Source organism: Paenibacillus planticolens (genome assembly GCF_013141725.1).
Lineage (GTDB): Bacteria > Bacillota > Bacilli > Paenibacillales > NBRC-103111 > Paenibacillus_E > Paenibacillus_E planticolens.
The window spans coordinates 224,504-249,321 of the sequence record NZ_WHNZ01000015.1 but is presented as its reverse complement, the minus strand read 5'-3'; the positions used below and the strand labels follow the sequence as shown (position 1 = coordinate 249,321).

The 24,818-nt window shown below is 50.4% G+C and carries 5 protein-coding genes; all 5 read right to left on the bottom strand.

Annotated elements, in window-relative coordinates; genetic code table 11:
* Positions 1-2 precede the first annotated feature (2 nt).
* The 5 genes from GC097_RS07360 to GC097_RS07340 all read right to left on the bottom strand — a co-directional run bounded on the left by GC097_RS07360 (position 3) and on the right by GC097_RS07340 (position 24,765).
* Positions 3-5,615 carry a hypothetical protein gene (locus GC097_RS07360; protein ID WP_171682665.1) on the bottom strand — a complete coding sequence of 1,871 codons (5,613 nt, stop codon included), beginning with the start codon at positions 5,613-5,615 and terminating at the stop codon, positions 3-5.
* 213 nt (positions 5,616-5,828) lie between these two features.
* Positions 5,829-8,876 (bottom strand): hybrid sensor histidine kinase/response regulator, encoded by a 3,048-nt coding sequence (locus GC097_RS07355; protein ID WP_171682664.1) that lies wholly within the window; start codon positions 8,874-8,876, stop codon positions 5,829-5,831.
* Between the two features lie 10 nt (positions 8,877-8,886).
* Positions 8,887-10,017 carry a response regulator gene (locus GC097_RS07350; protein WP_312875628.1) on the bottom strand — a complete coding sequence of 377 codons (1,131 nt, stop codon included), beginning with the start codon at positions 10,015-10,017 and terminating at the stop codon, positions 8,887-8,889.
* Positions 10,018-10,161: 144 nt separating this feature from the next.
* Positions 10,162-11,817 carry an S-layer homology domain-containing protein gene (locus tag GC097_RS07345; RefSeq protein WP_171682663.1) on the bottom strand — a complete coding sequence of 552 codons (1,656 nt, stop codon included), beginning with the start codon at positions 11,815-11,817 and terminating at the stop codon, positions 10,162-10,164.
* Positions 11,818-11,889: 72 nt separating this feature from the next.
* Positions 11,890-24,765: a beta strand repeat-containing protein gene (locus GC097_RS07340; RefSeq protein WP_171682662.1), complete on the bottom strand. Its 12,876-nt coding sequence runs from the start codon at positions 24,763-24,765 to the stop codon at positions 11,890-11,892.
* Between the last annotated feature and the right edge of the window lie 53 nt (positions 24,766-24,818).

Sequence of the window (24,818 nt, the reverse complement as noted above, 5' to 3'; positions counted from 1 at the left end):
CGCTATTCCTTTTTGCCGATAAAGAAAGTCGCATACTCGCGTTCCCGTTCCTGATTTCTTACGATAATCGTATACCAGCCCGTTTCCGGGAGGGTGACCTTGAACTTGCTCTTCACCAAGTCGCTGTATGATATTTTCGTTGCGATATATTTCATTTGCCCTTCGCGATACAGCCCCTGCTGAACCAACAGGTCGTAAGTGCCCCATTCGTTGATCCGATTTTGTCCGCCAACTTCCATGACGTTATAATTCGAGATTTGGAAAGTGAGCGTATTGTGGTTGAACAAGGCGGATTCGTTGCTGGAACCGGAAATCAGCACATCGTCTGCGAAAATAAGCATGCCGTCGTTTGCGACAACCGTAACATCCTGGTAGGCAACAGCCGTATTGCCAACCTGATCCGTTGCGATATAAGTTACCTTTTGTCTGCCTAGCTTGCTCAGATCGAGCCCGCTGATTGAAACTGCAATCTGATCGGCCGCAGAAACGTTGTCGCTTACGATGAATCCTCCCAGATCTTTCCGGAAGTTAAAGTCCGGCTTGTTTTGGGCGATACCTACCGATGACAAGCTCAGCTTGATGTCCGGCGGCGTGTTGTCCAGTCCTTTAATAGATACAGGCACTTTCTTGGTATTGCCGAGTATGTCCGACAGAGCAACCAAGGTGTTGCCGTCCGCCGAGAATGTGCGTGTGTACGTGAAGGCGCCGTTCGCATCGCTGATTTGGTTGCTATAATGGCTGCCATCCACAATCGGAGCGACTCCCGCGAAGACCATGTTTGGCGCCTGTGTCCGGCCGCCGAGCGTTACTTTCATTTTGCCTCGGGCGTATTTCTGCCCGTTAATCGTTACAACCTTGTCATCGGAAAGCGGGTTCCCAGCATCGTCCACATAGCTGTACGTGATCGATTCCGCCTCCGGCGGCGCTGAGATGATGTTGTCTACCGTTTCCTTCACAATGGCCGTATTGCCGAAGAGATCGGAAACCATAAAGGAGGCTGTGCCGTTTTCCAGCAGCATAACGCTCGTTTTGCCGTCCGCTATGGTGAAGTCCTTCGCATTTGCGTCCGCTTTTTCCACTGTCAACGTGACTCCGGAGGAGAAGCGAACTGTGCCGCCGGCATCTTTAATCGTGCCGAACGTTTGGCTGTTGTTCTCGCCGTAGGCATAGGAGCGAATTACCTTGACCTGCGGCGCCTCTTTGTCGATGTTATACACATTTGCCGTTACCGAATTCGTATTGCCCGCTTCGTCTTTAATTTCGAAAGTAAACGAGCCGTTCTGGGTAAACTTGTATACCGATCGCCCTTCATTATTCGTAATCGTGACCGGCTTGGAAAGGTCGGTCAGTTGGACCGTCACGTTTCCGTTCGTTTTCCCTGTCGTCAAATACTCGACGGTTCCGGTTGGCTTCGTGTCGTCCACATTTTTGACTACGGCATAAAGCGTTGCTTTTCTGCTGGCATCGGCAATATCCGTTAGATCGAAGGTATACAGTCCGTTCTGTTTGACATTAAACTTGTTGCCGGTTCGAATTGGCGTGGACGGATTCACGGCCGACGGCGTTACTTTGAAACCGAGCGGAATCGTGATATCGATATCAGCGCCTATCTCCGATTTGACCGGTCTTTCGCTGCTAAGAGCAGCCAGCGCGTAAACCGGCTGGTCTTTGGATATGTTTGCTGCACTCAGCGCTTTAGCCGTACCGACTACACCGCTTGGCGTTCGATATTTCACCTGAACCTGCAATTCGGAAGGCTTGTTCGTCGCTACTTTAATAGCGACAAAATTCGTATACGGCCGCCATTTCATCCAGCTAATCCCGTTATCCGGAGATAATGAGAAATCGTACCCGCCTTTATCCACGGAATCTTGCGCAAGTCCTAACTGCACGATAGCCGTATAACCATCCTCGTCGTCGCCGTACAAATAAATCAAATCCGATGTTACATCGGAAGGCGGCTTGACCGCATCTTCAGACCTCGAGATGGCGAATACGCCCGTCGTTTTGGTCAGTTCGCTATTCCCTGCTCCGTCCTTAGCCCACACGTACAGACGGAAGTTCTTTTGCTCTCCCAGTTGAAGCACTTTCTCACCGTCGATAACCGCCTTCCCATCCTCCGGCAAATCGATCCATCCCTCGGTCGCTTCGTTCGGATCGGGTTGTCCGTCTACGATCCATTGATATTTCTTTTGAAGTCCCTCTTTGCTGTAAGGCTCGTCAACCGTTACGGTAACCGATTGCGAAGCTTGCGGATAAGCAGCATTGTTTTTGCTGAACGTTACAACCGGAGGCTCGTTGTCAAAATAATAAGCCTTGGAGAAGTAATATTGCTTTTCGAATCCATTTTCAGTTACTTTTGCCATAATATGCACGTATTGTGTGCCATTTTTGGTCGTGTCGGCCGGAACCATGTACATGCGGCCCCCGTCCGTCAGCGTGTAAGTCGGAAAGGCTTTAAAGGCCGACTCCGCCGGACGAAGCGAGCTTCCGCTTAAGGCATAGCCCACATAAACCGAGCTGGGGCCCATTGTAAGCATCGTCCCGAGATAGGTGTCTTGCGTAACTGTCGACGAATAGGTCGAAGACGTCACGGTTGAGAACATTTGGGGAGAAAGATTGTCGACCCCCATGAGCTTGAATTCGACGTCACTGCTTTTTACGAATACTGGCCTGCCCTGGCTATCGACAGCAGCAGGTGTTGTGAAGCTTCCGTTAATCAGTGAAGAGGAATTGACGGTAATCGGGTCGCTCTGGAAAATGCGCTCGTTGCCCGCATTGTCTGTTGCTTTGATAAGCAGAACATAATCTCCGTCTTCAACAACTTCATTTTGGGTAGTTAGCGTAGCGCTATTGCCCGTAAGCGGAACCGGCTGCCAACTGATATCCTGCGGCTGGCTGCCAACCTTCATCCATTGATACAGACTGCTTTGGACACCACTGTGCTCGTCCGTTATGGTCACCGGGAACTGCACGACGGAGGTGTTATTTCCCATAACTCCTGTCGGAGTCACCGTTGGCGCTTTGTTGTCCACCTTGATCGTTCCGACGCTATGAACCCAGTTGGAATCGTCATGCTTAAAATCGTCCATCGGCCACAGCGTGTATTTGCCTACTTTTTCCAGAACCTTATTATCGGCATAAAATATTTTATCGGCTTCGGATACGCCCGGAGCCTCCGCTTTCCAAGCCTCGTATTGCGCTTGGTTTGCCGGGTCTTGCATGAAAGATTTTTTCTTCTCGTACTGCATCAGTTCCCGTGCCGTATCCCAGGTCATATCTGCCGTCCATGTATGCAGATACCATAGTCCGCTATTTTCTTCAGCGAACGCTTCCGTCGGCAGTACAATCAGATTCGTTTTGTTATTGGCACTACTAAAGCTCATATTCGCAAATTCTCCGGGGTAAAGATCTTCTCCCGGCTGTTTGCCGGTAAGCGAGTATCTTTTAACGGCAGCGAAATGATCGCTATCTTTGCTTTCAAAAGGATCAGCCTGACTTTGGCTCCACCAGTAATAGACTAACCCGACTGCCGGTGAAGAAGATCCCGTCATATTCGACGGCCGGTAGATGCCTCTGCTCGGTCTTGCCTCCCCGGGCCCTACCGGATCGAGCGACGGCACGATAATCGTAGCGTCGTTGGCATCGATCGTCATTTTTCCGTTCTTTTGGTACGTAGCATCGGTTGCTCCTCCGGGTTCGTACCGGTAGCTGACCGTCGGTTTCGTATTATCGATCGCAAGCTGGGCCCAATCGATTTTGGAGTTGACGTTGGAAGACTCAAGGCCGTCCTCCGGATCAACGAAAATACCGTTATAGTTGGCTGGCTGAATCAACAAATTCCCCGCATAATCCTGCAGCACATTCGTATCTTTCGGCATGCCCGTGGCCGGATTTATGACATTGGCATCGTTGGTCAGGGCAATTGCCTTAAGAAGCGGAGTCTCTATGTTTACGCCACCGGGAATCGACAGATGGAAAACCCACTTGTCCGTTCCCTCGCCGGATACGTAATAAGCTTTCATGCCGTTGTTCATCAGCAGGAACGTTTTCCTCACGTCCCAGCCGGTTTTCACAACAGCCTCTTCCGTCAGCTGCACCGTAAAATCAAACGAGTCGTTGTTGTTCAAGGTGCTGCCGGTCAATATTTCCGGCTGAATGCCGTTGCCGGTCTTCGAATATTTGGGACGCACCGCATCTACGATCGCCCGGTAGCCCCCGTGTTCGTAATCGAATGGATTGACCGTTTTATTGCGCAAATAGCTTTTGCTCGAATCGCTTGCTTTGTTCAGCGCTCCGAAATCCTGCACCAAATTCCCTGCTGCATCGGCAAGTTCAGCCCCACGCAGCTTTTGCTCTAAAGACGAATCGATCGTAAACGAAGTCGATGAGCCCGATTTCTCCGCACTGGTTCTTTCGATAAACGGTTGAAGCGGAATATTGCCATTCTGGTGATACTTAACAGCCGTATACCTGTACTCCAGACTATCCGTATAAGGCAGACTGTTCATTTGCTTGAAATTTGCCGTTTTGTAGTCCTCGTTCAGCAAATATTGCTGTTGACCGGCAGCAGGCAAAAGCGTGCCCGCCAAATTGACAAACAACGGATGCTTAAGAAATGAAACGCTGTCCCCCATTAAACTTACCGATGTTGGTCTTACCGGTTCAGTGAAGTTGTACGCAAGGCTGAAATATTCGTCTTTCTTAGCATAAAGCTCTTTTTCACTGTTTTTATTGTCTCTGGTCGCTCCATTGGCTTTAAACGTATAGCCGGTCAATTTCGGACGATGCTTGTTTTGCTGGAACTTGATAAATACGCCTTCCGCTCCAGCTCCTTGCCCCTCTATATTAACCGTGAATTTAATAACGGTTCCCGTCGTAAGCGGCACTGTCTTCGATTGATTCACACCACTGCTGTCCCGGCAATCGCCACTCAACGATACATATGCAGGACTCGCTGCGAGCATCGATGTCATGCTGCTGGCGAAACTTGCCGGTGCTGGATCTGCCGGAGCAGGACTGCTGCCACTGTCGTCGCCACCGTCGCCACTTCCATCATCCACCGGCGGTACATAGTCGGGATCCGGTTCCCCACCTCCCGGCTCGTCATCTCCGTCACCGTCATCGGGGTCAGGAGGAAGGCCGACGGTCCCATTGGAATAAATCTTGAAATCGGCAGAAGTTACCCTTGTTTTACACCAGCCGAGGAAACAGCCGAATTTATTGAAACGCAGCTTGCTCCATCCGACTGAGACCTCTGCATTCCCGCTTTCGGCCAGGGCAAGCAAGGTCGGGTTATCCTTGACGTTCACTTCAAAACGAAGTGTAAACCCCTTATCTCCCTTCGGGTTGATCGATCCATCCCCAAATACGCTTCCTCTATCTGAAAATGTGGTTTGCGCAAAGCCGGGCTCCGGCGTGCCTGTAAAGTTGACAAAGGAATTCGTGGCAGGGTAACTTAAGTTACCGAGCTGCACACCTTTGCCAAAAAAAACTTGCAAGTCCTGGCCCGCTGCTTCTGCCTTCTGAACATCCCAAGGCAGGAACAGCGATATACACATAAACACAATCAAAAAATTTGCAATCCATCTTCTTGCCTTCTTGCTGTAAAGCATGAAAACCTAACCTCCTTCATAACCTTAAATGCAATCCATTAGACCCATACCTCCAGACATAATACGACATAGAACCTTAAAAAAACCTTAAAAAGATTAGGTCTTCAGCCTCATAAGCATCCACATTCCAACATAATGTGATATAATAACGTCTTTTCAAACAAAAAACGACAGCCCCTTCCGGCATACCGCCGTGAAGAGACTGTCGTTCTATCAGCTGAATCCCATCTTCTCTGCGGGGATCAAAACCGTAATTTTGGTTCCGTTCCCAGGAGAGCTGTCCAGAATTAATTCCGAATTGTACTCGTACTTAAGACGCTTCATAATATTTTTCAAACCGACCCCCTGCAAAGCCGAAGACTCCTGATCAAGAAGCCGCTTGACCAGGGCGGTCTCCATACCGACTCCGCTGTCTTCGATTTGGAAGCAATAATGCTTCTCCGTTTCGTTTGCCGTTATTTTTACCGTTCCCCCGTCGGTCAGGCCGCCTATACCGTGGCGAATGGCATTTTCTACGAGCGGCTGAATGAGCAGCGGAGGAATGCTGACACCGTACATAGCCTCCGAAATATCGTATTCAACCTGCAGACGATCTTTAAATCTTGCCCGTTCGATCTCGATATATGAACGGATCAGGTTCAGCTCCTGCCCGAAAGAGGTACGCTTCTGAACGTTGCTGAACCGGAAGCTGCCGCGCAAATAGTCGGCCAGATCGATCGTTAGCTTTCTTGATTTCTCCTCATCCGTGTAGCTTAATGCAACGATCGTGTTCAGTACGTTATACAAAAAATGAGGCTTGATTTGCGACTGCAGAAACGCCACTTCCATATCGATCGCTTTGGCCAGCGAATCCTTCATCAGCAACAAACCCTTGATCCTTGCCTTTAGCTCCATCGTATCAAACGGCTTCGGCAAAAAATCGTTCGCCCCCGCCTCGAAGGCAGCGAGCTTATCCTGCGGCTGCGCTGCCGTCGTTACCATCAATACCGGCATTTCAAGCAGCGTGTACTTTTTGCGGATCGTCTGACATACCTCAAAGCCCGACATCCCGGGCATCATGAGGTCCAGAATGACAAGATCGACCGTATTCGGCTTATCGATTTGCGCGACGGCTTCAAAACCGTTTTTGACGGCAATGACGTCGTAGCCCATTGGCTCAAACGCGTCGATCAATATTTTCAGATTGGCATAATGATCGTCCACGATAAGTACCGTATGCTTGCCTGTACCTTCCGAATAATAAGGAGTAGGAAATGAATAGTAAGGTTCCTTCTTCGGTTCGTAGATAACATGTGAGTCTGTGGTTCTTGCTCCTTCGCTTTTTTCGGCTAAAGGGAGACTGAAGGTAAACACGGTGCCCTCGCCTTTCACCGAAGAAACGGAAATGGTGCCGTTCTGCAGCTCGACGAGCTGTTTGACAATGGGTAACCCTAGCCCGAAACCCTGACTTTCCGGAGATTCGAAAGATTTAAACGGCTCAAAAATGAGCTCCATCGTATGCCGGTCAATCCCCGCACCCGTATCTTGAACAGAAATTTCTATGATTCCGTCCCGCTCCGAGGCCGACACCTCAATGCTGCCGGTTTCCGTATGTTTGACCGCATTATCGAGCAAATTATTCAAAATTTGCCTGAAGCGGTTTTCGTCTGCAAGCATATAAGGCAAACTCTCTGGAACACTGTTAATTAAACGAATAGGTTTACCGGCCGTCATAAACGAAACGATACGCAGAACAATGTCGACCGTCGAACGCACATCGATCGGAACAGGCCGTATGGTCAAATCCCCCTGCTTCAGCTTGGATAAATCCAGAATATCCAAAACGAGCTGCGACAGCTTCCTGCTGATGCTGAGCACGAGCTCCAGCTTCTCCTGCTGTTCCGCCGGCAATGGTTGGCGGCGATCGGCGATCATCGATTGGGAAATCGTAATGATGCTCTGTAAAGGCATTTTAAACTCATGCGATGTTTTCGAGAGAAAATCATCCTTTAATTTATCTGCGTTGAGCAATTGTACGGAAAGCTGCTCGATCTTTTTGAATGCATTCGAGAAGCGCAGCGACATCAACAGGGCGAGCATCAGTAGAACTAGAAATACCTCGTAAGGGACCATCGTATATACCGGCACATTCGAATAAATGCTCAAATTTTGGATCATCACATGCTGATTCAAGGCGATGGCGGCGACGACCAAATACCTGCTTCCTTCCGCGCGCTGAAAGGCGGCCAGCACATACACATAAGTGGCATACAAAAATGGAACTGTGCCGTATATGGTCGTAAGCAGCAGAAGAATTTTGCCGTAGCTAATACCGGTTAGACCGAATACCGTCAAGCCTGCACCGACAGCAACCCCTGCATATACAACCTTTTTGGAGCAAAATGAACGGAAAGCCGTATACACATAGATGAAATTCATGATCCCTGTGGCATATACCGATACGTTTTGCAAACGAATTAAAAGCCAAAACGGGATATAGTCGAATAGGATGACCAGCAATCTTTCCCCATGCGTTGATAAATACAACGTTATGAATATGCATAAAAGTCCGAATGCAATAAGCGAATAGTCGCTTTTGCGCTGGGAATACAAGCCGGTAAAATACAAACCCATGATCAAGAAACTGCAAATGGACATCAAATCGTGTGAAAGCGCCTTGTCGCGCAGGTTGGAAATCTGTGAAGAATCTCCTAGAATGATGGAATTAGCAATGCCACTGCTGGCCTCATATTCATAATTGGCCGCTTGAACGATAATTTCGTTCCAGCCCGGCTTCAATGTAAAATAGCTTACGTACGGTTTATTGTTCGCCGAATATGACGCCTTGTCCGACACCACTCCAGCAGAGCCGATTACGGCGCCGTTGATCATAATGCGATTGGCCAATTGGATGGACATCGTCTTCAGTCCGTAAACCCGATTGGTGTCATCCACACGGATTTGCAGTCTATAGGTGGCCATCCCGAGCGTATTCGTCAGGCTGCTCCACGAACCGGGTACGGTAATCAGCTTAGGCGAAGCTAAGGTGTCTAAAGCCGATTGCGCGTCCGCAATTCCAAGCAGCTTGCCCGGATAAAATTCCCACTCCCCGTCAAGCGGAACAAACCCATCTTCGTCGAAACGCCAGCCGGAAAGATCCATACGACCACTCGATGCGACCGGTGTTTTTTTCTCATGAACCCTGTTAATTTGAAATAAAATGCCGTACGTAGCTACCAGCAATATTATCGTTACAGCTGCTGCAACGAGCTTTTTTCTCATGCCATTCTCCTCAACCGGATAAAGTTAAGCTTTGATACAGGCGTACCGTCTCTTCTTCCAGCTCTACCCCCAGATTCTCGCGAACCTCATGATTCAGCTGCCGGTATACTTTTAAAGCCTCGTTTCGTTTATCCGTATGTATATATAGCCGAATCAAATCCCGGCCGTCCTTCTCCGAATCGGGTGACAGCGCCAGAACGCGCTGCAAGCTGTCGGCCGCGAGCGGAACGTTGCCTGTTCTCATAAAATACCTGTACGCGATTCTCAGCGTCTGAATATATTTGGTTTTGAGTTCCTCCCGCCTCCACATCGCCCAGTTGAAATCGCAGCCCTGCAAATATTCGCCTTTGTGCAATGCGTTCATTTTTTCGTACAGCTTTTCTTCCAGCGCTTCGTCAGAAGCCGCCTTTTCCGCAATGGCTAGAAACTCCTCTACGTCGCTTTTCATTCCTGTGACGTTGACGACGTATCCTCTGTCGACTTTGTCCACTTTTGCTTGAATGCCATTCGCCTGGAAGCTCTTCCGCAAATACGACATGCAAGTGTACAAATACGTTTTAGCTTTATGCAATTCGGATTCCGGCCAAATCGACTCAATAATCGTTGCGGCATCAACTTGATTCCCTGAATGATGAATCAAAAATGCGCAAAGCTCCTTTTCCTTGTTCGTTTTCCACGGGAGCAATCCGCTTGCCTTATGTATACTGAATCCGCCAAAGCTTTGTATGTAGACGCCCGCTTCGTCCGTAAGCTCGCTGGGACTTTTGTCGGAAGGGATCTTCCCGAAACGAGAGACGGTGTTTTGCAGCCTTTCTTTGGTAAACGGCTTTAATAAATAATCAACGGACTGAATTTCAAACGCTTCCACGGCATATTCCGAGTATGCGGTAATAAACACAAACTGGGTATGCGGCATCTTCTTTTTGATCTGCCTTGCCACTTCGATCCCCATTATGCTCGGCATTTGGATATCCAAAAATACGACGTCCACCTGCAGCGCATCGAAAGCCTCCAACGCATGGAACGGGTTCGTAAAACGCCCAACCACCGTTACGTTACCGATCTCGCGCAGAAAAATTTCCAGCACATCCAGCGCATTCTCTTCATCATCGATAAGCATGACGCGTATCAATTGGTTCACTCCCTTGTTTGACTAGTACCGTTTTGCACTCAAAACCATTATATATCAAGGCGCCTTCTGCGGGAACATCTCCATGTTACAACAAGGGCATCAGCACCTAAAAAAAGAAACCCAGCCAACGAGGCCAGGTTCTGAGGATTTCAGCTAGTTAATAAATTTCAAGTACTCCAGCATACGCTTGAGCATGGCTGCGCCTTGCGCGCGAGTCGCATTATCCTGAGGAGCGAACGAGGTATCGGTTACCCCTTGAACGATCCCTGTAGTTATGGCTTGAGCGACTGCATCTTTCGACCAACTCGAGACTGAATTGCGGTCTGCAAATTTGTTGAGCGACGAAGCATCGACAGCGACTTCTTTCTCAGCAACCTTCAATGCACGAATAACCATGGTTGCCATTTGCTCGCGTGAAATCAAGGCATCCGGTTTAAATGTTCCGTCTTCGTAACCGTTGATCAGCCCGGCTTTTTGCGAAGCTCCAACAGAGCCCGAGAACCAATCTGCCGCAGCAACATCTTTAAAGCCTGTGGCTTTCACCTCGTCGAGTCCCAACGAACGAACTAACATAGCTGCAAATTCGGCTCTTGTAATCCGGTTGTTAGGGGCAAATTTATCCTCCTCTATGCCATTGAGAATAAGCTTGCTCGCGAGTGTCTCCACATCGTCCTTAGCCCAATGGCTTGTCAGATCCCCAAAAGTTTTCGGATGGTCGATTACCGTGTAAATACTGTTTCCTTTGCGCAAGAAGGTCGCTTTTAATCCTTCAAATAGCGTAGGAACGGGACTGTAAGTACCTGTCTCCGGATTAAACCGCACACCTGTCGCCGTTTTTGGATTCACACTTTTCGTAAGTGTAATCGAACGCGCTATGTAGGTATTGAAAGCCGCGATTTCTTGGCTCTTGCCATTACCCGCGACAACAGTGACGGAGAATTCCAGCGGTTCGACTACTACGTCCGCTCCCAGTTTAGAGGCGATCGATTTCACCGCATCGGCATTGTCGCCTTGAACCTTTTGGATCGTGATATTCACTTTTAAGTCTTTGGGATCGACACCAAGTTGCCCAGCCGAGGCTGCAAGATCGATCTGTTTGATCGGAAGATCGTAACTGCCCGCCCCTGTTTGTAGCTGCACGACTGCCGCTGCATTTTTGGATGTCAGCAATTGCAGCACATCGTAGGCGAATTCCGCCTTCACGGCATTTGGAGCAGATTTTACTTCCAGTACAAATACTTTCGCATCTGCAGAGGATTTGGATAAAAGCTCGGATAACTTGGAGGCCTCAAGCGATACAGTAATGCCGTCAGCTTGCACGGTTTCCTTCATTGCAGACGTTAAACTTACAGAATTATTGTTTGCATTGTCTGTCTTTGTGTCAGGGGGATTTGGCAAAGATCCGCCAGGGCCACCAATAGGGCCAGTAGGAGCCGGTGAACCGATTTTGATATTGCGAATGTCAAACTCACCTTGTCCGCTTCCGTAGCCGGCGATGATCGTCATTTCGGTCGCGCTGGTTGCGGGTATCGAGAACGCAAACGCGAAGGTTCCCTTATTGTCTTTACCGTAGCTCGCGTCCACATGAACCATGAATTTGTTACTATCGATTACTTTCAGCGTAATATCTTTTCCTGTTGGAGAAAATCCGTTAACTTGCACCTGATCGCCAACTCTGTATGTGTCTTTGTCCGTTGTGATCTTCACTGCTGTTTCTGCCGCATATGCGGAAATAGCCGGCAAACCGGGAGTCAGACCGACAGTGAGCATACACAGCAACAATCCGAAAAACAGTAATTTTTTCCTCACTTAGATACCATCCCTTCTGATGTGAAAAGGTTGAGGTATATTGCCGGAATCACCGACAATATACCTCTGTGATTAATTCAACTTCATTTCAATTTTTTGCGAGAGCAGTTGAGAACCGGTCGTGCTGTTATAATTATCAAAAATGTAAGCTCGTACCGTATAAGCACTCAGGTCGCCTTCCAAATTACTGAATATTTGTTTAATTTCAACATTCCCAGTAATATCCTTTACTGACGCGATCAATTGGACAGGTGTCGAACCCTTGCTGATCTCAAGAATGACAACTTCACTGCCGTCGTGACCTTTCAACGGCTCTATCAGTAAATTCGCGATCAATGTTCCGGCGCCGCCAGAAGTGAGCGAGAAGGAAGTAATCGCAAATTCTCTTCCGTCAAACATTCCTGCCAAAGCTTTGGAATCGTTATTTGCAGGAGAGTTGCCCATCGCATTTTTAATGCCCTGAACATGGATGCTATCGCCAATCTGAATGGTCGATCCCGTAACATCGGTAACTGTGATCACCAGCACCCTTCCGTTATCTCTCCATGTGCCTTGATATCCCGCTCCCAAAATCTTTGGACTGCCGCTTGTTCCAAATTGGATAAATTGGTTAATTTTATCCCGATCCCATGTACCGCTCTGGTTGGTTGGCATATCGAACGTAATGGTAATCATGTCGCCGCTAGCGATTGCCGATGTCGCTTTGTTCTTATCATCACTTGAAGCGACAATGCTGACTACGCTCGGCGAGTTCACTTGGCCGAAGGTACCGCCGATTTCGTAGCTACCTTTGGCACTCGATGACTTGCCTGTTACGTCTTTAATGTTAAGGGAATCTATCGTAATCAAGCCGTTATCCGCTAATGTCGGATTAGCGCCAAGATTGCCTACGGTAATAACCAATGTTCTTGCATCCAGCCATTTGGCAGATGCGTCGTTTCCAATTAATCCGGCAAGACTGGATACATCAACCGAAGCACCGGCGATACCATTCGTATCCGAAGCAAATGTAATGGTAATCGTATCACCCACGCCTGCTCCCGGATTCATTCCGGTGTTGGAGGCCATTACACTGATGACGGAAGGCGTTAATGCGCTGCCGAACGAACCTGTTAATGATTTTACCGCATAGTTCGCAGGAACATATGCAATGCCGCCGCTATCCTTTAATTGTAATTTCGACAGATCGATCATATCGCCAACTTCTACTGTTGCGTCTAACATCACTGTGATTGACAGCACGTTTGCGGAGCTCCATGCAATCGTTGCACCTGTACCGAAATTGTGGCTATTGGTTACTGAAATTTTGCTTAGGTCAAGCTGGCTTGGGTCATGGTACATGGCCGTGTTAAAAATTAAATCGATCGTTCCCAGTATGCGGGCGGAATTGTTGCGGTTATTGGTTGACGCTACGGCATACGTAAACTCCGGTAGTAATCCGGGCACGAAGCTGCCGCCAAGGACAACACTACCAGCTTCCGCATCGGCAGTCCCTGTAGCATCCTTGATTCCCAGTCCGCTTAAATCCAATATGTCTCCAACTTGTAAATTCGCATAAACAGCGCCAGTAACAGAGCTATATTGGCTGTATGTTGCCAAGCTTACGGTCAGTGTCCGGTTGTTGTTGCTCCAACTGAAAGCAGCAAAGTCTCCGATGGTATGGCCGTTGCTTACTTGTATCAAATCGTGAGTTTGATACGCATTGGAAATGACCGACCCATTCGTTGGAGAATCAAACGTGATGTCAATTCTATCTCCATATATCGAATACAATCCGTTCTGATCAATAGCGACTGCAGTAATGACTTTCGGTGCTACTGCCGTGCCGAAGTTATCACGGATGGATGGCAATGAACCGCCATTGGCCAATGCCTTAGATCCCGTTGCCGCATCGAAAATACCGCCATTCATGGAAATTACGCTTGAATTGGTTACGGCAATGCCTGTACCGCCAAAAGTGATGGTCAGAATCGTACCGCTAGCATCGAGATTGAAAGTCGCTGTGCTGCCGAATGCGCCCGTTTGTCCATCTGCCAAGACATTGTCAAGCGTGAAGCCAACTAACTTCACAGGTGAATCGAATGCGATTCTTAATTTGTCGCCTGCCGCTACACGAGCGGTGCCGTCCCCATCAATCGCGTTAATGGCCGTTACATTAGGCGCTATCGCTACGCCGAAGCTGCCGCCAATGGCATGGCTGCTTACATTGTTGACAGCTGCCTGCTTCGTAATATCTTTTATGCCGCTGAGCGCTCCATCGATACTGATGGTACTGCTTTGCGTCACGCCTACTGTATCTTTTAGCGTGATGACCAGCTTCTTGCTGTCGCTTGTGTCAAAATTCGCATTCGTGCCAAACGCGTGCCCGTCGATGGTAATGGCCGACTTGTTAAAGCCGCTATAATCCACATCCGTATCGAACACGATTACGATTTGGTCATTCGCGTCAACGGCAGGCGTTCCACCCGTGTTCAGAGCGTATACGTCCGTTACATTAGGCGCTATCGCTACACCGAAACTGCCGCCAATTGCAATGTTCGATTGCGTGGCCAATGCCGCTTGGTTCGTAGCGTCCGAAACACCGAACAAAGCCAAGATATCGATCGTATCGTTTGTCGTAATCGTTGGATTCGTACCCAACTTGATGGTCAGATGCGTATTGTTAGCACTCCAAGCATAGGATGGCCCAGTTCCCAGCGTATGACCGCCGCTGACTGCAATTTTGGTCAAATCGACGCTGCCGCCGTTGGTTGGCGTATCGAAAATGACCAACAGCTTGTCGCCTGCGCCTACAGTCGGTTTGCCATCTCCATTAATTGCGTTGATAGCTGAAATTACAGGCGCTACCGCCACACCAAAGCTGCCGCCTATGGCAATATTCAATCGTGGAGTCAGTTCTATTGTTCCTGTCGTGTCTGCAATTTCGCTTCCGGAGGCGATACTTACGGTATCTGTTGTCGCAATATTCGCGCCGACTCCGAGCGTTATGGTCAGACGCAGCTTATCGCTGCTCCAGCTAGCGGTTGCCCCGGTTCCGAGCGTATGCCCATTGCTGAAGCTGAACTTCGTCAAATCAACACCCACACCGTTGGATGGGGAATCCAGCACGACGATCAGCTTGTCACCGGCGCCTACGGTAGGTTTGCCGTCGCCATTCGTTGCCGTAATGCTGCTTACAACCGGCGCTACCGCCACACCGAAGCTGCCGCCGATACTCAGGTCTGCCGTTCCAGCTAACGAAGCTTGTCCAGTCGTATCCAAGATGCCGCTGCCGCTGTTGATCGTCAGCGTATCCGTGGTTGTGATGTCGGCTCCTGCTCCTAAAGTGATAACCAATCTTGTGTTGCCTGAGCTCCATGCTGCGCTTGGGTTTGCTCCAAATGTGCGTCCATTGCTCAACACGAATTTGGACAGGTCTATTGCTCCGCCATTGGTAGGCGTATCAAACACGATAACGAGCGTATCCCCTGCACCTGCGTTCGGCAAGCCGTCACCGTTCGTTGCATAGACATTTGTCGCTTGAGGCGCCACTGCCGTACCGAAGCTGCCGGTTATTGCAATATTGCTTTGCGGAGCGATATCGGAAGTTCCTGATGCATCCTTAATTCCAATACCTGCAAGCACATCAATCGTATCAGTCGCAACAATAGTCGGATTAACGCCAAGTTTAATCGTTAAAATACTGCCATCCGCGCTCCAAGCCGTTGTTGGCGATGTGCCCAAATGATGTCCATTGCTAACTACCAGTTTAGATAAATCAACTGTACCGGCGTTTGTCGGCACATTGAAACTAATTTCAAGCGTATCGTTCTGTTCTACTGCCGCTGTGCCGCCGCCATTGGTCGCTAATATGCTGGAGATGACAGGAACGATTAAATCTCCGAAGGTTCCCGTAATAGCCGCAGAACCCGTAATGGCTGATAGTTCCCCGCTAATTTCAGTAATGCCTGCTCCCGCCAATATCGTTACGTTATCGCCAACGGCAACTGTTGCTCCGGCACCTAAAGTGATCGTCAATGCCGAACCATTGCTGTTCCAAGAAGCGTGAGCACCCGCCCCCCATGAGTGGCCGTTATCCAGAACAATATCGGCTAGATCGATTGCAGGGGTGTTGGTAACCGCAGTAAACGAAATCGTAACTTTATCACCGTTTTCAGGACCGGGACCCCCCATATCGTTGGTCGCCTGTATAGCTGAAATATTTGGAATTGTTCCAATTCCGAAGGTTCCGCCGATAGTCAAGCTTGCAGTGCTCGCGACACTTTCCAAACCAATGTCCTGAATGTTTGCTGTAGGAGCAATACTTAAAAGTGCGCCTTTTCTTACTGTTGCGTCTGATCCCAGTCTTATGATTAACGTTGTATTGTCAACCCAATTCGATGAGGCACCATTAGCCAAAGTACCAAAAGTACCTGCACTTAATGTTAAATCCGATAAAGAAATTACAGGCTGGCTAGTCGGCGTATCAAACACGACCGTGACGGTGTCACCACTGTTTGGACCCGGCTGTGATCCCGCATCCGCAGCGGTTATGCTCGTAATACCAGGAACTCGACTGCCGAAGGTTCCGCCGATGGCGCTGCTCGCCGTGCTTACCGCACTTTCCAAAGCAATGTCTTTGATTCCTGCCGATACAGCAATTGTAAGCGTCGCGCCCTTCTTGACCGTTGCGTCAGAGCCGAGTGTGACGAGCAAGGTTGTTGCGTTCGTCCACGCTGCCGATGCCCCGTTGCCCGTTGTGCCAAAGCTTCCTGCGCTCAGCACCAAATCTGAGAGTCCAACTGTAGGCTCATTGGTCGGTGTATCGAATACGATTGTGACCGTGTCCCCTAAGCCCGCTCCTACTTGGCCACCCGCATCAGCAGCGGTAATGCTCGTAATATCGGGAACTTGGCTGCCGAAGGTGCCGCCAATTGAACTGCTTGCCGTGCTTGCCGCACTTTCCAAACCAATATCCTGAATATTAGCCGATGCAGCAATTGTAAGCGTTGCGCCCTTCTTCACTGTTGCGTCAGAGCCGAGTGTAATGACCAAAGTTGTTGCATTCGTCCACGCTACCGCTGCCCCATTGCCCGCAGTACCGAAGCTGCCTGCGCTTAGCGTCAAATCCGAGAGTCCAACTGTAGGCCTGCTAGTCGGCGTATCGAATACGATCGTGACGGTGTCACCTAAGCCTGCTCCTACTTGGTTGCCCGCATCCGCAGCGGTAATGCTCGCAATATCAGGAACTTGGCTTCCGAAGGTGCCGCCGATGGCTCCGCTCGCCGTACTTGCCGCGCTTTCTGCGCCGATATCCTGAACATTAGCCGTAGGCGCGATAGTTAGTGTTGCGCCCATTTTAACCGTTGCGTCAGAACCGAGTGTCACGACCAAAGTTGTTGCGTTCGTCCATGCTGCCGACGCCCCGTTGCCCGCAGTGCCAAAGCTGCCTGCACTCAGAACCAGATCCGTCAGTGCAACTGTAGGCCTACTTGTCGCTGTATCGAATACGATTGTGACCGTATCGCCTGAGCCTGAGCCCACTTGGTTGCCCGCATCCGCAGCGGTAGTGCTCACAATATCAGGAACTTGGCTGCCGAAGGTGCCGCCGATGGCGCCACTTGCCGTACTTGCCGCGCTTTCTGCGCCAATATCCTGGATATTAGCCGAAGATGCGATGCTCAGTGTTGCACCCTTCTTGACCGTTGCGTCAGAACCGAGTGTCACGACCAAAGTTGTTGCATCCGTCCATGCTGTCGATGCTCCGTTGCCTGCTGTGCCAAAGCTGCCCGCACTCAGAACCAGACCCGTCAGTGCAACTGTAATCCTATTAGTCGGCGTATCAAATACGATCGTAACCGTATCGCCTGAGCCTGCTCCCACTTGGTTGCCCGCATCCACAGCGGTAATGCTCGTAATATCAGGAACTCGGCTTCCGAAGGTGCCGCCAATCGTGCTGCTCGCTGTGCTAACCGCACTTTCCAATCCAATGTCTTTGATTCCTGCCGTTACAGCAAATGTAAGCGTCGCGCCCTTCTTGACCGTTGCGTCAGAGCCCAGTGTGACGACCAAAGTTGTTGCGTTCGTCCACGCTACCGATGCCCCGTTGCCCGCAGTTCCAAAGCTGCCTGCGCTCAGAACCAGATCCGTCAGTGCAACTGTAGGCTCATTAGTCGCCGTATCGAACACGATTGTAACAGTGTCACCTGAGCCTGCTCCTACTTGGCCACCCGAATCCACAGCTGTAATGCTCGTAATATCAGGAACTTGGCTGCCGAAGGTGCCACCAATCGTGCTGCTAGCTGTGCTTACCGCGCTTTCCAGGCCAATGTCCTGAATATTAGCCGAAGACGCGATGCTCAGCATTGCACCCTTCTTGACCGTTGCATCAGAGCCGAGTGTGACGACCAAAGTTGTTGCGTTCGTCCATGCTACCGATGCCCCGTTGCCCGCAGTGCCAAAGCTGCCTGCGCTTAGCACCAGATCCGCCAGTGCAACTGTAGGCTCATTAGTCGCCGTATCGAATACGATTGTGACGATGTCACCTGATCCTGCTCCTACTTGGCCACCTGCATCCGCAGCGGTAATGCTCGCAATATCAGGAACTTGGCTGCCGAATGTGCCGGCGATTGCGCTGCTTGCCGTACTTGCTGCGCTTTCTGCGCCGATATCCTGAATATTAGCCGATGTAGCAATTGTAAGCGTTGCGCCCTTCTTAACTGTTGCGTCAGAGCCGAGTGTAACAACTAAAGTTGTTGCGTTCGTCCAAGCTACCGATGCCCCGTTGCCCGCAGTACCGAAACTGCCTGCGCCCAGCACCAAATCCGTCAATGCAACTACAGGCCTACTAGTCTGCGTATCGAATACGATCGTAACCGTGTCACCTGATCCTGCTCCTACTTGGCCACCCGCATCCGTAGCGGTAATACTCGCAATGTCCGGTACTGACCCCACACCAAACGTGCCGCCGATTGCGCCACTGGCCGTGCTTGCCGTACTTTCCATTCCAATATCCTGAATATTAGCCGAAGACGCGATGCTCAGCGTCGCTCCCTTCCGGACCGTTGCGTCAGAGCCAAGTGTCACGACTAAAGTTGTTGCGTTCGTCCATGACAACGATGCCCCGTTGCCGGCAGTACCAAAGCTGCCTGCGCTTAGCACCAGATCCGTCAATGCAATTGTAGGCTCACTTGTCGCTGTATCGAATACGATTGTGACGGTGTCACCTGATCCTGCTCCCACTTGGTTACCCGCATCAACAGCGGTAATGCTCGCTATTTCCGGAACTTTGCTGCCGAAGCTGCCACCGATGGCGCTGCTCGCCGTGCTTGCCGCACTTTCCAAACCAATATCCTGAATATTAGCCGATGCAGCAATTGTAAGCGTTGCGCCCTTCTTGACTGTTGCGTCAGAGCCGAGTGTCACGACCAAAGTTGTTGCATTCGTCCACGACGTCGATGCCCCGTTGCCCGCTGTGCCAAAGCTGCCTGCACTTAGAACCAGATCCGTCAGGGCAACGGTAGGTTCACTAGTCGGCGTATCAAATACGATCGTGATTGTGTCACCTTGGCCTGCTCCCACTTGGTTGCCATCATCCGCAGCGGTAATGCTTGTAATACCAGGAACTTGACTGCCGAAGCTGCCGCCGATGACGCCACTCGCCATACTTGCAGCGCTTTCTGCGCCAATATCCTGAATATTGGCCGTGGACGCGATGCTCAGCGTTGCCCCCATCTTGACCGTTGCGTCAGAGCCGAGCGTAACGACCAGGGTTGTTGCGTTCGTCCACGCTGCCGACGCTCCGTTGCCCGCAGTGCCAAGGCTGCCTGCGCTCAGAACCAAATCTGTCAGAGCAACTGCAGGTCTACTAGTCGGTGTATCGAATACGATCGTAATCTTATCCCCTAGGCCTGCTCCCACTTGGTTGCCATCATCTGTAGCGTCAATGCTCGTAATATTCGGAACTTGGCTGCCGAAGCTGCCGCCAATTGAACTGCTTGCCGTGCTTGCCGCACTTTCCAAACCAATATCCTGAATATTAGCCGATGCAGCAATTGTAAGCGTTGCGCCCTTCTTGACCGTTGCGTCAGAGCCCAGTGTGACGACCAAGGTTGTTGCATTCGTCCACGCTACCGATGCCCCGTTGCCCGTAGTGCCAAAGCTTCCTGCACTCAGCACCAAGTCCGAGAGTCCAACTGTAGGCCTATTAGTCGGCGTATCGAATACGATGGTGACGGTGTCACCTGAGCCTGCTCCTACTTGGCCACCCGCATCTGCAGCGGTAATGCTCGTAATACTAGGAACTTGGCTTCCGAAGCTGCCGCCAATTGGGCCATTAGCCGTGCTTGCCGCACTTTCTAAACCAATATCCTGAATATTAGCCGTTGCAGCTATTGTAAGCGTTGCGCCCTTCTTCACTGTTGCATCGGAGCCGAGTGTCACGACCAAGGTTGTTGTGTTCGTCCACGCTGCCGACGCCCCATTACCCGCTGTGCCAAAGCTGCCAGCGCTTAGCACCAGATCCGTCAGTGCAACTGTAGGCTCGCTAGTCGGCGTATCGAATTTAATTGTTACCGTGTCACCTGAACCTGCTCCTACTTGGTTGCCCGCATCCGCAGCAGTTATGCTCACAATATCAGGAACTTGGCTTCCGAAGGTGCCGCCGATGACGCTGCTCGCCGTGCTTGCCGCACTTTCCAAGCCAATATCCTGAATATTAGCCGATGCAGCAATTGTAAGCGTGGCGCCCTTCTTCACTGTTGCGTCAGAACCGAGCGTAACGACCAACGTTGTTGCGTTCGTCCACGACGCCGACGCCCCGTTGCCCGCAGTGCCAAAACTTCCCGTGCTCAGAACCAGATCCGTCAATGCAATTGTAGGCGCACTTGTCGCTGTATCGAATACGATTGTGACCGTATCTCCTGAACCTGCTCCCACTTGGTTGCCCGCATCCACAGCGGTAATACTCGCAATTACCGGAACTTGGCTGCCGAAGGTGCCGCCAATGGCGCTGCTCGCCGTACTTGCCGCGCTTTCTGCGCCAATATCCTGAATATTAGCCGTTGCAGCTATTGTAAGCGTTGCGCCCTTCTTAACCGTTGCGTCAGAACCGAGTGTCACGACCAAGGTTGTTGCATTCGTCCATGCCGTCGATGCCCCGTTAACCGCTGTGCCAAAGCTGCCTGCACTTAGAAACAGATCCGTCAATGCCACAGTAGGTTCATTAGTCGGCGTATCAAATACGATCGTGACGGTATCGCCTGAGCCTGAGCCCACTTGGTTGCCCGCATCCGCAGCGGTAATGCTCACAATATCAGGAACTTGGCTGCCGAAGCTGCCGCCAATTGAGCTGCTGGCCGTGCTTACCGCACTTTCCATACCAATATCTTGAATATTGGCCGTAGCTGCGATGCTCAGTGTTGCACCGCTCTTGACCGTTGCGTCAGAGCCGAGTGTAACGACCAAGGTTGTTGCGTCCGTCCAAGCAACTGTTGCCCCATTGCCCGCTGTGCCAAAGCTGCCTGCGCTCAGCACCAAATCCGAGAGTCCTACTGTAGGCTCATTAGTCGGTGTATCGAATACGATCGTGACGGTGTCGCCTAATCCTGCTCCCACTTGGCTGCCGGCATCCGCAGCGGTAATGCTCGTAATCCCCGGAACTTGGCTGCCGAAGGTGCCGCCGATGGTGCTGCTAGCTGTGCTTACCGCGCTTTCCAGCGCAATGTCTTTGATTCCTGCCGATACAGCAATTGTAAGCGTAGCGCCCTTCTTGACCGTTGCATCAGAGCCGAGTGTGACGACCAAGGTTGTTGCGTTCAGCCACACTACCGATGCCCCGTTGCCCGCTGTACCAAAGCTGCCTGCGCTCAGCACCAAATCAGGGAGTCCAACTGTAGCCTCATTGGTCGGTGTATCGAATACGATTGTGACGGCATCGCCTGAGCCTGCTCCCACTTGGTTGCCCGCATTCACAGCGGTAATGCTCGCAATATCAGGAACTCGGCTGCCGAATGTGCCGCCAATTGAACTGCTTGCCGTGCTTGCCGCACTTTCCAAGCCAATATCCTGAATATTAGCCGATGCAGCAATTGTAAACGTTGCACCCTTCTTCACCGTTGCATCAGAGCCAAGAGTTACGACCAAGGTTGTTGCGTTCGTCCACGCTGCCGACGCCCCGTTGCCCGCAGTACCAAAGCTGCCTGCGCTCAGCACCAGATCGGCCAATGCAACTGTAGGCTCACTAGTCGCTGTATCGAATACGATTGTGACAGTGTCCCCTGAGCCTGCTCCTACTTGACCACCCGCATCTGCAGCGGTAATGCTCGTAATTGCCGGAACTTGGCTGCCGAAGCTGCCTCCGATAGCGCCACTTGCCGTGCTTACCGCACTTTCCAAACCAATATCCTGAATATTAGCCGAAGACGCGATGCTCAGCGTTGCGCCTTTCTTAACTGTTGCGTCAGAGCCAAGTGTCACAACCAAGGTTGTTGCGTTCGTCCATAATAGCGATGCCCCGTTGCCCTCAGTTCCAAAGCTGCCTGCGCTCAGAACCAGATCGGTCAATGCAACTGTAGGCTTACTGGTCGGCGTATCGAATACGATCGTGACGGTGTCACCTGACCCTGCTCCTACTTGGTTACCGGCATCCGCAGCGGTAATGCTCGTAATTGCCGGAACTTGGCTGCCGAAAGTGCCGCCGATTGACATTGCTCCTACACTAGCTGCACTATTTCCAAGAGCATCTTTAATTCCTGCGCTTGCGTTAAGACTAACGATCGCGCCCTTTTTGACGGTAGCATCTGATCCGACGGTTATCACCAAATTTTGCGCATCCGACCAGGTAGCAGAAAGGCCATTGGCAGGAGTGCCCCAGCTTCCGGCGTCTAAAGAGAAATATGCGGCAATGTCGCTTGGCGCAATGACGGATTGATTTGTCATCATGTCGAAAGTGATTTTAACGGTATCATTCCCGCCTGCCCCAACCTGTCCGCCTGTATCAAATGCTTGAATAGCAGTTACAGCAGGCACTTGCAAGTGCTTGAATGTAGATACGACATTCCCCTTCGTATTATTCGCACGATGCTCGTCCGTATAAGTAACAATGAGATTGTTGTTGTAGGCGACTAAAAGTTCTTGAGGCGAAAGGGTGTCATTCGTAGCAGTCAATACAGGTTTAAATTGACCCTTAAATACACCAGTGCCTACACCCGTCTCCGTTAATGTCACATAGAAACCTGTAGGGTCGTCAATCGATGTAACTGTCACGGATGCCGTATCTACAGCATTCGGATCGATATCAAGATCCGTATCGTTAAGCGATACTTCGATAATTTCTCCGGTAGGGCTGGACAAACGATTGTATGATAGTACGCCAGTCATTCGGTCCTTGCGGTTCAAAGTTGTCACAACGGGCTGATCGATAGAATTATTTGCAGTGATCGCATCCAAATAAGTTACGCTGATGGCCTCGCCGTTAGCTGCGCTAATTTGACTGCCAGCCACGCTGGCACCATTCGTAATCGTGAAGGTTCCCTTGAAAACACCTGTGTCAGCCGTCTCCGTTAATGGAACCGATATCCCCGTCGAATCGGTGGCCGATTTGACTTGAACATTGATGATTTGGCCAGAGACCGTATTTATGTAGTCTGCATCGTTGACGGTAATAGTTACGGTTTCCCCGACTACCGCATTGGTTTTGTCCACGGCAATTGTTCCGCTGACATGATCCTTGCGGGCAATCGTGCTGGATAACGAGCTTGTGGAACCGATTGCATCACGAAGATCCGTATAATTGACCGTTACTGAATTGCCATTAAGCACCTTGATCTGATTCAAAGCTGAATTGCTGGCATTCTGCATCGTGAACGTGCCGGTGAACACGCCTGTATCGGGTCCTGTTTCCGTCAGAGTGAGGTTAATTCCTGCGGAATCCTCAGCCGAAGTGATTTTGACCGTAGCCGTTTCTTTAATAGAAGGGTCAATATTCAGGTCATTGTCCGTCAAAGTAACCGTAATCGGCTCATCGTAGGCAGCTTTAGTCGGAAGAGCGGATAAGGTGGCGGCGGTGAGGTCTTTGCGCACCAATTTTTTGGTAATCAAGCCTGGTGAATTGTCGCTTTGGTTATCGTCTTGGTATTCGATGTAGAGCGGGCTGTTGTTGGCTGGCATCACATCGGTTCCGACTGTAAACTCGCCCGTAAACAAATTGGAATTAGCCGAGCTTTCCTCCAAAGTTAAGGAATATTGCTGAGCTCCTGCGATAGTCGTCACGTTAATTGTTTTCGTTTGTCGCGTTGTCGGATCAGTGTTCAGATCATCGTCCCTTACTTCCACTCTTACGCGCTGACCATCATTCACTAGACTAGAGATTGGGGCTAGCGTACCCGCATCAAAAGTCTGAATCGTCCCGGTAACATGGTCACGACGTTCCACATTCAAGACAATCGGATTCAATTGATTTTCAGTATTCCAGTTCGGATCCAAAATGGTTACCGTTCCGCCGTTCGCGACTCTAATTTCGTCTGCGCCGGGGGAGGCAGTCGAAGGATCGACTAGTCTCAAACTACCTTTAAAAATACCGCTATTCTCACCCGTTTCCGTTAAAACCAGCATAAGAGGATTACGGCCGACACTCGTATCTGCAGGCGAAGAAACAGCTACCACGGTTGTATCAATGGCAGTGGTATTCTTATTGTAATTGTTCCCTGCATCAACAATTGTAATTTCAACTGTCTCGTTTGCTGCTGCGTAATGCTTGTCTACGGTCATTGTGCCGGTTTCCGTGGCTGCTTGCACCGTTTGCGCCGGAAGGAACGGCATGACGGCTCCTGCCATCATGACAGATCCCGTAAGAGCGCTGACCAGTTTTCGCTTGTTATCTGGCTGATCTTTTCTTTTGCGCTTAATATTTTTTAAACCTGATTGTTCCTTGGAGTCTTGCTCGCCAATAAAATGGATGTCATCTGACATGGATGATGCCTCCTTAAAATGTTTAACTTGCTATTACCAATCATTTAGGACAC

Bases quoted from the DNA above. Each gene is read 5' to 3' on its own strand.
- GC097_RS07360 (WP_171682665.1), bottom strand. From the start codon at position 5,615: ATGCTTTACAGCAAGAAGGCAAGAAGATGGATTGCAAATTTTTTGATT.
- GC097_RS07355 (WP_171682664.1), bottom strand. From the start codon at position 8,876: ATGAGAAAAAAGCTCGTTGCAGCAGCTGTAACGATAATATTGCTGGTA.
- GC097_RS07340 (WP_171682662.1), bottom strand. From the start codon at position 24,765: ATGTCAGATGACATCCATTTTATTGGCGAGCAAGACTCCAAGGAACAA.